This is a genomic window from Bradyrhizobium sp. 63_E2_N1_3 (assembly GCF_052076005.1).
Classification (GTDB): Bacteria; Pseudomonadota; Alphaproteobacteria; order Rhizobiales; family Xanthobacteraceae; genus Bradyrhizobium; species Bradyrhizobium barranii.
The window spans coordinates 4,266,304-4,280,191 of the sequence record NZ_CP197235.1 but is presented as its reverse complement, the minus strand read 5'-3'; the positions used below and the strand labels follow the sequence as shown (position 1 = coordinate 4,280,191).

The 13,888-nt window shown below is 63.6% G+C and carries 14 protein-coding genes; 5 read left to right on the top strand and 9 right to left on the bottom strand.

What is annotated here, in order from left to right:
* Positions 1-11: 11 nt before the first annotated feature.
* The 4 genes from AB7531_RS20360 to AB7531_RS20345 all read right to left on the bottom strand — a co-directional run bounded on the left by AB7531_RS20360 (position 12) and on the right by AB7531_RS20345 (position 4,608).
* Positions 12-509: a TlpA disulfide reductase family protein gene (locus AB7531_RS20360; protein WP_063983005.1), complete on the bottom strand. Its 498-nt coding sequence runs from the start codon at positions 507-509 to the stop codon at positions 12-14.
* Positions 506-1,717, bottom strand: a complete 1,212-nt coding sequence (locus AB7531_RS20355) for a sialidase family protein (RefSeq protein WP_063983004.1) — start codon at positions 1,715-1,717, stop codon at positions 506-508. Before AB7531_RS20355 ends, AB7531_RS20360 begins: the two co-directional genes overlap by 4 nt.
* Before the next feature lie 26 nt (positions 1,718-1,743).
* Positions 1,744-4,149 (bottom strand): TonB-dependent receptor family protein, encoded by a 2,406-nt coding sequence (locus AB7531_RS20350; protein WP_441280043.1) that lies wholly within the window; start codon positions 4,147-4,149, stop codon positions 1,744-1,746.
* A gap of 84 nt (positions 4,150-4,233) precedes the next feature.
* Positions 4,234-4,608 (bottom strand): DUF2946 domain-containing protein, encoded by a 375-nt coding sequence (locus tag AB7531_RS20345; RefSeq protein ID WP_175618088.1) that lies wholly within the window; start codon positions 4,606-4,608, stop codon positions 4,234-4,236.
* A 498-nt stretch (positions 4,609-5,106) separates the two neighbouring features.
* Here AB7531_RS20345 and AB7531_RS20340 point away from each other — a divergent pair, with 498 nt between their 5' ends.
* The 4 genes from AB7531_RS20340 (at position 5,107) to AB7531_RS20325 (ending at position 9,223) form a co-directional block, all read left to right on the top strand.
* Complete coding sequence (locus AB7531_RS20340) at positions 5,107-5,511, top strand: globin (protein WP_063986333.1); 405 nt, start codon at positions 5,107-5,109, stop codon at positions 5,509-5,511.
* Between the two features lie 139 nt (positions 5,512-5,650).
* Positions 5,651-6,673 carry a sugar ABC transporter substrate-binding protein gene (locus AB7531_RS20335; protein ID WP_063983001.1) on the top strand — a complete coding sequence of 341 codons (1,023 nt, stop codon included), beginning with the start codon at positions 5,651-5,653 and terminating at the stop codon, positions 6,671-6,673.
* 6 nt (positions 6,674-6,679) lie between these two features.
* The gene (locus AB7531_RS20330; protein WP_063983000.1) at positions 6,680-8,182 is read left to right on the top strand and encodes a sugar ABC transporter ATP-binding protein; all 1,503 of its coding nucleotides are present in this window, start codon (positions 6,680-6,682) and stop codon (positions 8,180-8,182) included.
* 12 nt (positions 8,183-8,194) lie between these two features.
* Positions 8,195-9,223, top strand: a complete 1,029-nt coding sequence (locus AB7531_RS20325; RefSeq protein ID WP_063982999.1) for an ABC transporter permease — start codon at positions 8,195-8,197, stop codon at positions 9,221-9,223.
* 249 nt (positions 9,224-9,472) lie between these two features.
* Here AB7531_RS20325 and AB7531_RS20320 read toward each other — a convergent pair whose 3' ends face one another.
* The 4 genes from AB7531_RS20320 to AB7531_RS20305 all read right to left on the bottom strand — a co-directional run bounded on the left by AB7531_RS20320 (position 9,473) and on the right by AB7531_RS20305 (position 12,825).
* Complete coding sequence (locus tag AB7531_RS20320; protein ID WP_063982998.1) at positions 9,473-10,516, bottom strand: medium chain dehydrogenase/reductase family protein; 1,044 nt, start codon at positions 10,514-10,516, stop codon at positions 9,473-9,475.
* A 197-nt stretch (positions 10,517-10,713) separates the two neighbouring features.
* A complete protein-coding gene (locus AB7531_RS20315) occupies positions 10,714-11,418 on the bottom strand; it encodes an L-2-amino-thiazoline-4-carboxylic acid hydrolase (protein ID WP_063982997.1) in 705 nt (234 codons plus the stop codon).
* A 41-nt stretch (positions 11,419-11,459) separates the two neighbouring features.
* Positions 11,460-11,846: a RidA family protein gene (locus tag AB7531_RS20310; protein ID WP_063982996.1), complete on the bottom strand. Its 387-nt coding sequence runs from the start codon at positions 11,844-11,846 to the stop codon at positions 11,460-11,462.
* A 1-nt stretch (position 11,847) separates the two neighbouring features.
* The gene (locus tag AB7531_RS20305) at positions 11,848-12,825 is read right to left on the bottom strand and encodes a VOC family protein (RefSeq protein WP_231142086.1); all 978 of its coding nucleotides are present in this window, start codon (positions 12,823-12,825) and stop codon (positions 11,848-11,850) included.
* A 20-nt stretch (positions 12,826-12,845) separates the two neighbouring features.
* Between AB7531_RS20305 and AB7531_RS20300 the strand changes: the two genes are divergently transcribed.
* Positions 12,846-13,472, top strand: a complete 627-nt coding sequence (locus tag AB7531_RS20300; protein ID WP_063982995.1) for a LysR family transcriptional regulator — start codon at positions 12,846-12,848, stop codon at positions 13,470-13,472.
* Positions 13,473-13,580: 108 nt separating this feature from the next.
* On the opposite strand, the gene AB7531_RS20295 is transcribed toward AB7531_RS20300, so the two are convergent.
* Positions 13,581-13,856, bottom strand: coding sequence for a hypothetical protein (locus tag AB7531_RS20295; protein WP_231142087.1), 276 nt, complete (start codon positions 13,854-13,856; stop codon positions 13,581-13,583).
* Positions 13,857-13,888: the final 32 nt, after the last annotated feature.

Here is a 13,888-nt window from a genome sequence, read left to right as displayed (position 1 = left end):
CAGATTGAATTTCAGTGTGTGGCGAGCTGTTGGCCCGACCATTTTTCGAGATCGGCCATCTCGGCCGAGCCTTCGATCGTCGTGATTGTCCCGTCCCGGGAGATGAGCATGGTCCGGGGAATGTCGCCCTGCCAGGCGGGATCGATCTCGAACCTCAAACGCTCGACAAAACCGTCGTTGAAGATGAAGTTCTCGGTCGACGACAGCCCCGCCTTATCAAGCATCGACTGCGTTGCCGCCGGCAAGTTCGGCACGAGATCGGCGCTGATCGTGGCCACGTCGATCCCGGGATGGTCCTTCGCAAACTGCCCGAGCAGCGGCAGCTCGACCTTGCAGGGCCCGCAGGTCACGCCCCAGAAATGCACGAGCGTCGGGCGGCCCGCATGCCCCCTAAGGACGCCTTGCCAGGTGCCGCGCTCGAACGGTTTCAGGGCCGGCGCTGCTCCCAGCGTAGCCGTTGACGCGATCAGGATACCCAGACCCAGAATGCCTGCAAATCGACGTCTCATGGCTGGTCCTCGATTGCTGTGAGCCGATAGCCGTCCGCTTTCGTCATCCATGACAAATAGACCTGTTGGCCATTGGAAACGAGCAAGGGATGATCGGATGTGTCGGTCGTGCTCGATATCGTCTTCGGCGGCGACCAGCTTTCGCCATCGTCGCGGGAAATCATCATCTGGACCGAGGTCTTCTCGCCGTCGAACTCCTTCCAGACCATCACCGTTCCCACAGCACTTGCGAGCACGTAAGGACGCGTCGGATTGCGGCCCGGCTGCCCCAGCGCCATGGGCGCAGAGAAGGTGCGGCCTTCGTCGCGCGAATGGGCGTAGAACAGTCCCTTGCGCGCCTTGCCGCTCGTGTACCAGGCGACGTGATAGGTCCCGTTCGGCGCAACGGTGAGGCTCGGTCCGTGATGCGGGCAGGCGTTGATCTGCCAGTCGTCATTGCTGACCCGATGGATCTCACCCGGCGTCGAGACGTCGGCGAAGGTCATGACCGCGTGATCGCGCACGCCGCCCTCAAAGATATTTCTGAAGATCACGGCCGGCCGCCCTGGCGCCGCGAATGTCAGCCCCAACCGGCAGCATTCGCAAGTGTTGTCACGCGCAAGCTTCGCCTCCGCGTAGGTGGCGCCGCCATCGCGCGACGAGGCGAAGAACAGCCCCGCTCCCTCGTACCTCCGTCCCGCCTCCTTCGCGGGAACGCGATTGCGCTTGTCCAGCCATGCCGCAAAGACCGTTCCGTCCTGATCGAGCGCCAGCGCCTCAAAGCGCTGGCTCTCATTGTTGGCGGTGATGGGCCTCAGCTCCGCAAAGCTCTTCCCGCCGTCGCTGGATCGCGTGTAGAGCACCTGTCCGTTGAAGGCCTCATCCCTGAAGATCGAAAATGCGAGCGCGATGCCGCCCTTGCGGTCGACCACGATCTTAGGCCGCGCATCCGGTCCCCAATCAAGGTTCAGCCGCTTCGTCGTGACCTGGGTGGGCGCCGAGAAACTGCGCCCCGCATCCGGCGAACTCGCAACCGACACCTGCCCGCCCGCCATCCAGGCCAGCCACAGCGTTCCGTCCGGTCCGAATGCGGGCGTCACCTTGGTTGCGCAGCGCAGCGTCGGCTCCTCGCACGCCGCTTCGGAGGCATGTTGGCCGTGCATCTGCGCGAGCGCCGCCCCTTGCAGGAATGCAAGAGCGACTATCCCAAGCAAGCCACTTCGGACCATGGCCCTATTCCCTTCGAGAGCCCGGATCATCTGAATGCCACCTTCATACCCGCAACGAACAGGCGCGGCGAGCCCGCGTAGATCGATCCCGTCGTGTTTGCGAGCACGCTCGCAGGATTTTGAAGGCCGGCCGCCGTCACCGTATTGGCGATGTTGTTTGCCGACGCGACGTAGGTGCGGTCGAAAACATTCCTGACTTCGAGGAACAGGTTCAGGGATCTGAAAGTGTCGGACACCAGATCGGTCTTGTAGTGGACGTTCAGATTGACCAGCTCATAACCCGGCGCCTTCAACAGATTTGCATTGTCCATGTAGAAGGAGTCCTTCCACTGGACCTCAACAAAGCCACCGAGACCTGCCAGTGGCCCCGCAAACTCGTCGTAGCCAACGCGGGCTGTCAGCTCGTTGGGCGAAATGCCGGGGATCTTGTTGCCGGCCCGGTTGAAGCTGAACACTGCGCCATTGGTGATGTTCTCGACATACTCGGTATAGACCTCGTCGAGGTAGGTGTACGCCGCCATGAACCTCCAGCCCGGATAGAACTTCCAGTCGGCCGCAAGCTCGATGCCGCGATGCTCCGAGCGCGGCGCATTGAACGTGTAGCTCGTGTTAGGTGAATTGACAGGTGTTGCCTGCGATACAAGTTCGTCGCGAAAGAACTCATAGAAGCCCGTCGCGCTAACTTTGAGCGTGTTGTTCGGTGTCCAGTCGAAACCGAGGTCGTAGCCCAGATTTTTCTGAGCCTGGAGCTGGGTATTGTTGCCCGACAGCCCACTCGGCAGGACAAACAGGTTCGAAACCTGCGGAGTGCCGTACCCCGTAGCAACCCGCCCCCTGAGCACCCACTCGTTGTTCACCGTATAGAGCAACGCTAGTTCAGGCGCAGTGTTCTGGAATTGCCTGTCCGCGGTCGTCAGCGTCGTCGTGGTAGTGCCAGTGGGGCCAGCGTACGCATACGCAGTGTTGATCCCCTTGAGAACGGTAGTTTCCCAGCCGATGCCTGCGACAGCCGTCAAGGATGTCGTCAGCTTGAGCTCTTCCCGCGCGCGAACGCCGTAATTGGTCGTCTGGCTATAAAGATTGCTCGACAGACTGCCGAGTGTGGCATTGCCCCCCGGCATGACGTTCCGCGTGTCGCTCGAGGCCGTCAGGGTGTTGTAGAAGGCACCGAAGAACGTGGTCGATTCCAGCCCGAGAATCTCGCCCCGCTTGGTGACGTCGCTCATGAAATTGTACGAGGGAAAATCGCCGATCGCGCTGGTCGTGCCGGTCGGCTGATTGATGTTCCTGTCGTCGAACACGAACTGGTTGCGCCAGGTCGTGGTGTTGTCGAAATCGTGCTCCCAGCGGCCGCCGACGATGGTGCGGCGGTCATTGCGGCCAAGCCCGGCCTGCACGGCCGTCTCCTTGTCGGTTCCAGCGGTTGCATTGAAGCCGTTGTTGAACAGTGTGACCGTGCCGCATCCGGCGGCGGCCGAGACGCCGGTCGCACAGCCCTGCTGGAAAGGGTTTTGATAGTACTGGTTCAGCGACTGCCGGATCGGCAGCCGCGTGCTGAGATCGTTGTTGATGATCTTGACCGTGAAACGATCGTCCGGCGTCGCCTTGAGCGTGCCGAGGAAGTTGACGGTCCGCGTATTGAACCAGCTATTGCCGATATAGCCGTCGCCTCGCGTGTCGCTTGCGAACAGCGAGCCCTCGAAGTTCCCGACCTTTTTGCCGGCCGCGAGATAATTGTTGAGATAGCCGTAGCTGCCGCCGTCGACGCCATATTCGACGCCGTCGATCGTGTCGCCCGGGCGTGTCCGGAAATTGAGCGCGCCGCCGGTCGCGTAATTGCCGTAGAGCGCCGACGACGGGCCGCGGATCACATCGATCGCACTGTAGGCCCGCGGATCGATCAGGTCACTGCGGGACAGCCCGTCCGGTTGCGTGACCGGGAAGCCGTCGTCGAAGATCACGAGATTGCGGATGCCGAAGCCGTTGCGGGCGTTGGAGCCGCGGATCGAGATACCGATATCGCGGGGTCCGTTGCCCTGCTTCACCGATATGCCGGGGCTCTCGCGCAGCACGTCGGCCACGGTAACCGCCGGCCGGTTGTCGAACTGGCTGCGATAGATGGTCGTCTCGGTCTGGCCGGTTGGCGCCTGATTGAGACCGTCTCGCGCCGCACCGGCCGTCACGGCCCCGTTTGGGGTCGATGCGCTGACGCTCGCACTCGGCGCAACGGGCCTCGCCGCGCGGCCGGCCGAAGCGGCTCGCGGCCGCGCAGGCCGAGTGACTGGTTTGGCACGGGCAGTCTGCGGCGCCTCAACGGTCACCGCCGGCAGCTCCGTGTTCGTGCTTTGGGCAAAGACTCCGCTCGACGACGCAAGCAGCGCGGCCTGAACCGCGACGGCGCTCACGCCACGGCGGGCATGACAACGTAACATGGGGCATTCCTGACGCCGGCTTTCTCTCCGGCCCTTCGACAGTATCGATCGCCAGCGGACGGACCGCGGCAATCACGAGGGTCGTCAGGAAAATTGAGGTGGTGCGCGCGCCTGGGCGCTCGTGCCCTTATGGATTGCGACGGCGGATACATCCGCCGCATGCCACACCACGCGCGCGGCGTGGCGGAAGGGAATGGCGAGCGCAACGTGCGGCGGCGAATCGAGCGATGCGCCTGCCTGAGCCAGGCAGCACAGCGCGCACGCGGCGCCATGTGCGGTCGGCGCGCCGGTCTGGTCGTCCAGACCGCCCTGCTCGCTGGCGCTGTGGCAGATGACGCCGGCAGACAACGGATCGGCCACGGCCTGACCGGCCGCCAGACAGGCGGCAATCGGCGCCAGCACCTGCATCGCCAAAGCGAGCAGGACCAGGGGTAGGAATTTTTGCAGCCGTGCGCGCATCCGCCGAGCCATTCGTCGCCTACGAACTAAACACCTCGGCGAGACCTGAGTCGAGGTCAGTTCCGCCGGCTTCTTGGCCCAGCGCAAATTTCTCGAAAACTGTGGTCCCGCCGCCCCATGGGCTAGGACGTCCGGCATTTGAGGCAGTCCGGTAACCCCGCCCCGTCCACAGATTTCTTATATTTGTCATATGCTTACGGGCTAAACAGCCCGATCATTTCGTCAGCTGCTCTAATTTTGAACAATCGTTGCCGAAAATGATGACAAGTGAGAAAAGTTGATCTAGCATCCCTCTTGCTCAGGCTGGCCGCGAGGTCGAAGTCTGGTGGTCCAAGTCTCGGGAGGAGCCCCTGGCGCGCAAAACGCAGCGTCGCCCCGTCAATCAAGAGCAAATCTTAGAATCGGGGATAATAGGGTCGACACAATTTTCGAGCGGGGCTAGGGCCCCGCTCTTTTTTTGCTCGCAAGGCTTCTTTTGCCCGCATGGCTACGATGCCGATGAGCGCTCCCTCTAATCCAATCGAAAACAGCTTCGAACTCGCAGCCTCGCGCTGCGCGGATCTCACGCCGCTCGTCTACCAACGGCTGTTCGAACAGCATCCCGAAACGCAGACCATGTTCCGCTCGCAGGGCAGCGAGCTGGTGATGGGATCAATGCTTGCGCTGACGATCGAGGCGATCCTCGACTTCGCCGGTGAGCGTCGGGGCCATTTCAGGCTGATCGCCTGCGAGGTCGCCTCGCACGATGGCTACGGCACCCCGCGCGAGCTGTTCATCGCGTTCTTCGCCGTCATCAGGGATGCGCTGCGCGACCTCCTCGGCGACGAATGGTCGCCGGAAATCGCACAGGCCTGGGACCAGCTGCTCGTCGAGATCGACGCCTTCGCCACTATTCCGGCCTGACGCTTTGCGCTGCACCAACACGAGCTGCGGCGATCTCGCGATCGATTGCAGATTGAGTGGCAGGAACTCTTGTGAGAGACTTTCGGACATCGGTCGCGCAATCAATGACGCGCCGACGAAAATTTTATGGGAGCGAGCGATGTCCGGGACGAAAGATTTCTCGACGACGAGGCGCGATCTTCTTCAGGCGGCGGCGACCGCCGGCGCCGCGACTGCCCTTCTCGGCAGCATGGGTATAAACCCCGCCCTTGCAGCCGAGGTCGGACGATCCGAGAAGCCGCTGAAGGCGGCCTTCTCCAATGCGGGCCTCCAGGCCACCTGGTGCGCCCAGGGCAAGCAGGCGGCGGAATTCTGGGGCAAGCTGTTCAATGTCGAGGTGACCTGGTTCGACGGCCAGCTCGATGCGGTGAAGCAGCGCGCGGCGATCGACAACATGGCCTCGCAAAAGTGGGACTTCGTCGCGATCCAGGCCTTCGGTATCGGCACCCTCACCCAGCCCGTGCAGAAGATGATCGATGCCGGCACGCCGGTGATCGACATGGACACGCTGATTGCCCCGCTCGACCAGATCAACGTCCACTCTTTCCTTGCCCCCGACAACGAGTTCATGGGCGCCTCGGTGACGCAGGCGCTGTGCAACGCCATGGGCGGCAAAGGCAAGATCATCATGACGCAGGGCGCGCTCGGCCATACCGGGGCGCAAGGCCGTGCGAAGGGCTTCAACACCGTCGTCAAGCAGTTCCCGAACATCGAGGTGCTCGACACCCAGCCTGCCGACTGGGACGTGTCGAAAACCGCGCGCCTCTGGGAAACCTATCTGACCAAATATCCGCAGATCGACGCGGCGTTCTTCCACAATGACGACATGGCGCTCGCCGCCGCCAACATCATGAAGGCGCGCAATCGCACCAACATCCTGATCGGCGGCGTCGATGCGATGCCACCGGCGATCCAGGCGGTGAGCGAGGGCCGCATGTTCGCGACAGTGCGCAATCCGTCCTGCCGCATCCACGGCGGCGCGATCATCGCGGGTGTTTCCGCGGTCGTCGGCGGCGAGAAGAGCGGACAGGGCATTCCCAAGCACGTCATCACCGACGGCCCGGTCGTGACCAAGGCCAACGCCGCCGGCATGCAATGGATGGAAGATCACTTCCTGATCTGAGCCTCCATGCCTGAGGTTCGTTCGCCCATCCTGGAACTGCAAGGCATCACGAAGAGCTTCGGCGGCGTCGAGGCGCTTCGTGGTGTCGACTTCGCGCTCTCACCCGGCGAGATCCACGGTCTCGTCGGCGAGAACGGCGCCGGCAAAAGCACGCTGATGAAGATCATCGCCGGCGTGCACAGCGAATTCTCCGGCCGCTTCCTGATCGACGGGAAGGAGACGCATTTCCGCTCCGCCCGCGATGCACACGCGGCCGGTATCGCCATGGTGCATCAGGAGCTCAGCGTCGCGCCCGATCTCACCGTCGCCGAGAACGTGTTCCTGGGCAACCAGCCGACCAACCGGTTCGGCCTCGTGCAATGGCGGCGCATGGCGCGCGAGGCCGGCGAGCAGCTCGCCCGCTTCGGCATCGACGTCGATCCGATGTCCAGGCTCGGCGACCTCCCGATCGGGCTCCAGCAGCTGATCGAGATCGCCCGGGTGCTGTTCTCCGGCGCCCGCATCGTCATCCTGGACGAGCCGACCTCCGCCCTCTCCCCGCCCGAGGTCGAGCGGCTGTTCGCGACGCTCCGGCGGCTGCGCGAGGAAGGCACTGCGATCGTCTTCATCTCGCATTTCATCGAGGACATCCTGCTTGTGTCCGACACGGTGACCGTGTTCCGCAACGGGCGGAAGGTCGCCGAGACCGCGGCGGCTGCGACCAGCAAGGGCGCTCTGATCGAGGCCATGATCGGCCGCGGCGGCGAAGCGCTCGAGCACAGCTACACCGATGACCTCATGCTGCCACGGTCGAGCGAACGCTCCGTGGTCCTGAAGGTCGACCAATTGTCGCTGGCCCGCAGCCTGAAGGACATCTCCTTCGAGGCGCGCACCGGCGAGGTGCTCGGCATCTACGGTTTCATGGGCTGCGGCCAGCAGGAGCTGTCGCGCATCCTGTTCGGCAAGCTGAAGCCGGACGGCGGCACGCTCGCCGTCGAGGGCAAGCCAAAAACCTTCGCCAGCACGGCGGCGGCGCGGCGCGCCGGCGTGGCGCTGGTGCCGGAGAGCCGGCGCGCTATGCTGTTTCATCAGGAGCCGGTCTACAAGAACATCTCGATCAGCATTCTCGACCGCATCTCGTCGCTGCTGCTCAAGCCAGCGCAGGAGCGCGACATCGCCAAGCGCCAGGTCGAACAGTTGCAGATCAGGCCGCCGGTGGTCGGTCTCGACCTCGGCATGCTCTCCGGCGGCAACCAGCAGAAGGTGGCGCTGGCAAAATGGCTGACCTATCCGCCGAAGCTGCTGGTGCTGTGCGAGCCGACCCGGGGCATGGATGTCGGCGCCAAGAATGACGTCATCAACATCGTCCGCGATCTCCGCGCCAAGGGGCTCGCGGTCATCGTGCTGTCGACCGAGCCGGAAACGGTGCTGTCGCTGGCCGACCGCATCCTCGTGCTCAAGCGCGGCGCATTGGTGCGGGAATTCAAGAACGAGCCGGTCAGCAAGGACCGCCTGCTGGAAGCGGCGTGACGGAGAAGCACCATGGCGAGCAGTGAGACGGCTTTGGCGGCGGGTCAGCGGCCGCGCGGCGTTGCGCCCTTCCTGCGCTCGCAGATGCGCAACATCGCGCCGTTCCTCACCCTGATCTTCCTCTCCGCCTTCTTCGCCCTTGCCAGCCCCTCCTTCGCGACGTTGGACAATCTCGGCAACATCCTGACGCAGGTGTCGGTGACCGGCATCATCGCGGTCGGCCTCACCTTCGTGATCCTCTGCGCCGAGATCGACCTCTCGATCGCCAGCATCGCCAACGTCACCGGCATCGCGGTCGCCTACTTCACGCTGCAGGAATCCTACGTCAACATCGCCAACATCCCTCTGCCCGGCGCGGTCGCGATCATCCTGTCGATCCTGCTCTGCGCGCTGCTCGGCCTCGTCAACGCGCTCGGCCTGACCGTGATCGGCATCCCCTCCTTCATCATGACGCTGGCCATGATGCAGATCGCGGCCGGCGTCTCGGCGCTGCTGGTGCGCGGCCAGATCGCCTACAAGGTGCCCGGCCTGATCGCCACGCTCGGCTCGGGCTCGATCGGCGGGATCCCCTGGATCGTCATCGTCGCGGCGATCATGCTGCTTGGCGGCCATCTGGTGCTGACCTACACGCGCTTCGGCCGCTACGTCTACATGGTAGGCGGCAACCGCGAGGCGGCCGAATATTCCGGCCTCAACGTCAAGCTCATCCTCGGCGCCGTCATGGTGATCTCGGCGGTGTGCTCGGGGATCGGCGGCATGCTCGGCGTCGCCCATTTCGGCAGCGCGCAGCAGAACGAGTTCGACACCTATCTGCTCGACTCCATCGCCGCCGTCGTCGTCGGCGGTACCAGCCTGTTCGGCGGCCGCGGCGGCATCGGCAACACCATCGTCGGGCTCTTCGTTCTCGGCGTCCTCAATAACGGCCTCGACCACGTCAACATCGACAGCTTCCTGAAGATCCTGATCCGCGGCCTGATCCTGCTCGCGGCGCTGGTCATCAACGTCTACGCGCAGCGGCTCAGGGAAAAAGCGGCGGAGTAGGCAGCCCTCAAAACAAAAACGCGAAAACAACCCCATGCACAGTACAAATCATTGAAGAATTTGGCGCGAGGTGGCTTGAGCCCCCGCCGCAACGACGTTTGACACGTCGGGCAAAACAGGAGCACAACGTCATCATGGCGCCGTGCCTTTAAGGCCGATGGGCTCAGGACCGCGACCCAAACTCCGTCATTGCGAGCGCAGCGAAGCAATCCAGGAATCTATCCGCGGATACATGTCTGGAGCGCCGTTTCAGGCGGCGCGCTGGTTGTGTCGCGACGAGAGATCCGGGCACAGCACGAGCTTGCCCTCGAGGCCACCAGTCTCGAGGCGACGGTGAGCATCGGCGACCTCGTCGAAGGAGATCCGCTCGGCGATGCGCGGCCGGATGGCACCAGTTGCCAAAAGCCCGAACAGACGCTCCAAGTCCTCCTTGAACCAGGTGGGATGTCGCGCCCGCATGGCATTTACCGAGTAGAACCGGGCCCGCTTGCCGCCGGGCAACAATCTCCACAGGTAAAGGCGCGCGATCTCCATCACGATAGGGAGCATGCGACGCTGCGCTTGCACGCTTGCCGAGAAACCGATGGCACAGAGCAGGCCGCCTGGCTTGAGCGCCGCGTATGAGCGGCGATAGCCGTCTTCGCCAACGCCGTCGACGATAACGTCGAACCCGCCCGGCAGGACCCGCGTGAAGTCCTCATGCTGGTAGTCGATCGGCGTTGCCCCTAGCTCTCGGACGAGCGCCATGTGCTCGCCGCGCGCGGTGCCCCACAGCTCGATGCCGGCCAGTCTCCCGAGCATGAGCAGCGCCTGGCCGACGGCGCCGGCGGCGCCGTGCACGAGCACGCGCTGGCCTCGCTGGACCCGGGCCGCGCGGTGCAGAAGCTGGTACGCGGTCGTCCAGGTCAAGATCAACGTGGCCGCCTCCGCCGCGTCTACGCCCTCCGGCACGCGGACCACGTCGTCCGCCCGAAGCGTTCGATAGTCGGCGTTTGACCCGACCACCGTCATGTCGGCCACGCGGTCGCCAATCCGAAAGTCGTGCACGCCTTCACCGAGCTGGTCGATTGCCCCGACCACGTCGTAGCCCATTACGAACGGCGGCCGGGGGCCCATCGTTTGCGGGTATAGATGGCGCCTGATCAACACCTCGGTGTAGTTGAGGCTCGACGCAAGTACACGGACCCGTATCTCGCCCCGGCTGGCGGTCGGCAAGGGAGCGTCGACCACCTCCAGCCTCTTGGGATCACCGAAGAGGCTGACTTGAACAACTCGATTGCGCGGCTCCATCATCGGCGATCTCCTTGCAATGTCGTGATCCAGCGCAAGGACGGACACACTGCCGCAAACTACTTTGCATCGCCACGTCGGCAAGCATTGAGGATATGGCCGGCCTGAAGTTCTACCTTGATCTGGCTCAAAGCATGCGATGCGCAATTTGATCGCTACCGGGGCATAGCGGACTTTCGCGAGCCGCCAGCGCGGCCGATTTATGGGTTCAAAGCCTCATCCGGCGGTAGCCGCGAGAAGCGGAAATTGCAGTGGCTCGCGCCGCCCGCCAATGTTTGTGTGCGCTCCAGACGGATGCCTCGCGCTGCGTAGGCGACGAAATCGAGGCCGCAGATGTTCGGCAGGATGTCCTTGTCCCCGTGGCGCGCTGCGAGCTTGCAGAAGCCGCAGGCCTTGTAGTTGATGCCGAATTCGAAGCTGTCTTGCGGACCCGGCTCTACGAAATCGTAGACGAAGTCTTCCGGAAACTCTTCCTGATGAGCCTTTGTGACGCTCCCTGCCGCCTGCTCGCGCAGCAAGTCCTGGTTCTCCGGCGACATGAATTGCCGCCCTGAGGCGAGACGCTCCGCTTCTGATACGGTCAGCAATTGCGCCTTGTAGGTGTCTCGCTCGATCTCGCCAATCACAGGCACCGGCACGCCGTGTCGTCGTAGCACCCGGCTGATGGCCATGAATCCCATCAGGCGCATGAAGAAATCGCTCATGCGGCTTGCCGCGCCGCCGACATAGGGCATCTGGGTGAGGACAATCTCGAATTCGTCCATCACCTCCCGCCTGATCCCGTCGATGTCGGTGACATGCGTGCGCTCGCGCAACATCGCTTCGGCAAACTCGAGCCGATCGCGCATGGCGGTCTCCATGGCGCTCCGATGCGTCTCGTAGAAGGGATGGATGTTCTCAGCCATTGGACACCTGAGGGCTCATTGCAGGGTTGGCGAAGCCGGTTTCATTCCGCGGCGATCGCCTCGATCTCCAGCAGCCATTTGCTGTCGACGGTCTCGACGACCACGACCGTCAGCGCCGGCCGATGTTCGCCGAGCACCTTGCTGCGAATGGTGCGGTTGGTCACGACTTGAGTCCGGTCAGTCAGGAACGTGGTGACCTTGACCAGATGCTCGACGCCAAGCCCCGCGGCGGCGAGCACCTCGATCACGTTGCGCCAGGCCTGCTCGCATTGCGCCTCGAAACCTTCGGGCACGGTGCCGTCGGTTTTCTCGGGCACCTGGCCGCTGACGAACAACAGTCGGCGATGCTGCGTCAATTCAAGTCCCATGCTGTAACCGCCGGCGGGAGGATGGACCGTTGCGGGATTGTGGTTGACGATGTGAGCCATGTCAGCTTGCCTCCTGTTCGACGAATTCGAGCGCCAGACCATGCGCGGTGGCGGGTGGCACCAACAGCACGGCACCGGTCATCGCGAAGCCGACGCCGTTGTGTTTCAGTGTTCGCCCTGTCGCATCCAGATCAGCGACCGCCAGACGCGCCGCGCAAAAGCGCGGCGAAGCGCTGTTCGCGAGGCCCGGTAGCCGGCGCGCCAGTTCGGACGGGCCGAGCAAGGTGATCTGATTGCCGCGCTCACCAATCGTCAGCCGCCCGGGCGCAAGCTCGGCCGCGCTTTCCGTGAGGCGCTCGAGGAAATCTCGATGCGCCACCGGCTCCGCCGCCGACATCACCACCTCGACCACGCGGAGGGCGCCGTTGGGATGACGCTGATACTGCGCCTTCCAGAACAGTTCCGGCGGGTGACGCTGCTGGCAGGTGAAGAACGCGATCCCGGGCATGGCGGGATCGGTGGCAAAGGCCAGCGAAAACGCGACGCGCGCCGTGCCTCCGCCCGGGAGCACCGCGTCGCGGCCGAAATCGAACGGCGCATAATCGCCGATGCGGTCGGCCCTGAAACGCACGGCATCGGCATGGGCGTCGGTGCTGTGTAAGACCAGCATCGACATTCCCTCGGCGGTCGCAAGAAAATCGCGGTTGTGGGCCGCGAAGCTGAAATGGCCCGGCGTGGCTGGCGGCACCAACGCATTGTCGGTGACGGCCAGCAACTCCAGAAAATTGTCGGCGAACTGCGCCAGGCGGTTGCTGGTTCCGAACGGATGCACACCGGTCGGCGTGAGGTTGAAGCCGAGCCGCTGCCAATCCAGCGCGGCCTGTTCCAGATCGCGGACGCAAATGACGAGATGATCTAAACGACGGGGCATGGGGGGTCTCCGGATTGCGGGCCGACCGTATCCGGCGATGACGGCGCCGATCAAAGCATTGTTGCTGCGGTTCAGCGCAAGAAAATCTATTGCAAGGCCAAGGCCCATCGGTGTCAAACTGCGGTGCGATGACCTACGCCCTTCCCCCGCTCAACGCGCTGCGCGCATTCGAAGCTGCCGCGCGGCATCTCAGCTTCAAGCTGGCCGCGCACGAGCTGCACGTGACGCCCGCCGCCGTGGGGCAGCAGGTGAAAGCGCTGGAGGCACGCCTCGGCGTGCAGTTGTTCGAGCGGCTGCATAAGCAGCTCATTCTCACCGCGGCCGGTCAGGCCTATCTGCCCGGGGTCTCCGAAGGTTTTCGTCACATTGCGGAGGCGACCTCGCAATTGAAGCCGGCGGGCGCGGTGCTGCTGCAGTTGGGGGTCCATGGCAGCTTCGACCTGCACCGGCTCGAATTGGCGGAATTTCGCAGCGCCCATGCGGAGCTCGGATTGCGGGTGCTCCAGCCGGCCGGCCTGCACGAATTGGTCGAGGGCAAGGTCGATCTGCTGATCGCCCGCGGTCTCGGCCGCCATCCGGGCTATCGCTGCGACCGGGTCAATGAGGGATCAGGCCTCGGTGATTGGCTGATCGCGCCTGAAGGCACCGCGGATTGCCCCGAGATCGTCAGCTTCCGCGACTGGCTGCGCGCCCTGCCAGCTGAGAACCCGCTCGCAAACCGCCGCCCGCGTCTGGTCGGCATCAGCGGAAGCTAAGGCGACCGTGAGGCATGGCTTGAGCCCTCGCCGCTAGGACGTTTGAGACGTCGGGCAAAACACCGGCACAAGTCCATCATGGCGCTGGTCCCGTAGAGACCACCGAGCTCACGGCAGCGGTTCGACCTTCGCCGCCATATCGGGAACCCGCGTGATCTTATACATGGCGTTGCTGCATCTAAGAACCCAAACGTCGCGATCAGGTCGAGACGCCTTCGTGTTCTTCTTTGCGCCGAGTGGCTTTTCGCAAGTGAAGCCTTGCGTGCGTATCTGGGCCGCAAGCATTCCCTGAACGGTTTCGGCCGGAATCTGCTGCGCCCGCACTTGCGGAGCAAATAGAATAAAAACGACGGCAAGTAGTAATGATCCAGATGCTCTGTGCATGATTTCAACCCTTGAAGCAGCCGCCCCGCAAG

What these genes read in the sequence shown, in the direction of transcription:
- AB7531_RS20335 (WP_063983001.1), top strand. Translation starts at nt 5,651, where the DNA reads ATGTCCGGGACGAAAGATTTCTCGACGACGAGGCGCGATCTTCTTCAG.
- AB7531_RS20345 (WP_175618088.1), bottom strand. Translation starts at nt 4,608, where the DNA reads ATGCGCGCACGGCTGCAAAAATTCCTACCCCTGGTCCTGCTCGCTTTG.
- AB7531_RS20300 (WP_063982995.1), top strand. Translation starts at nt 12,846, where the DNA reads ATGACCTACGCCCTTCCCCCGCTCAACGCGCTGCGCGCATTCGAAGCT.
- AB7531_RS20360 (WP_063983005.1), bottom strand. Translation starts at nt 509, where the DNA reads ATGAGACGTCGATTTGCAGGCATTCTGGGTCTGGGTATCCTGATCGCG.
- AB7531_RS20310 (WP_063982996.1), bottom strand. Translation starts at nt 11,846, where the DNA reads ATGGCTCACATCGTCAACCACAATCCCGCAACGGTCCATCCTCCCGCC.
- AB7531_RS20355 (WP_063983004.1), bottom strand. Translation starts at nt 1,717, where the DNA reads ATGGTCCGAAGTGGCTTGCTTGGGATAGTCGCTCTTGCATTCCTGCAA.
- AB7531_RS20320 (WP_063982998.1), bottom strand. Translation starts at nt 10,516, where the DNA reads ATGATGGAGCCGCGCAATCGAGTTGTTCAAGTCAGCCTCTTCGGTGAT.
- AB7531_RS20315 (WP_063982997.1), bottom strand. Translation starts at nt 11,418, where the DNA reads ATGGCTGAGAACATCCATCCCTTCTACGAGACGCATCGGAGCGCCATG.
- AB7531_RS20325 (WP_063982999.1), top strand. Translation starts at nt 8,195, where the DNA reads ATGGCGAGCAGTGAGACGGCTTTGGCGGCGGGTCAGCGGCCGCGCGGC.
- AB7531_RS20340 (WP_063986333.1), top strand. Translation starts at nt 5,107, where the DNA reads ATGAGCGCTCCCTCTAATCCAATCGAAAACAGCTTCGAACTCGCAGCC.
- AB7531_RS20350 (WP_441280043.1), bottom strand. Translation starts at nt 4,149, where the DNA reads ATGTTACGTTGTCATGCCCGCCGTGGCGTGAGCGCCGTCGCGGTTCAG.
- AB7531_RS20330 (WP_063983000.1), top strand. Translation starts at nt 6,680, where the DNA reads ATGCCTGAGGTTCGTTCGCCCATCCTGGAACTGCAAGGCATCACGAAG.
- AB7531_RS20295 (WP_231142087.1), bottom strand. Translation starts at nt 13,856, where the DNA reads ATGCACAGAGCATCTGGATCATTACTACTTGCCGTCGTTTTTATTCTA.
- AB7531_RS20305 (WP_231142086.1), bottom strand. Translation starts at nt 12,825, where the DNA reads ATGGGCCTTGGCCTTGCAATAGATTTTCTTGCGCTGAACCGCAGCAAC.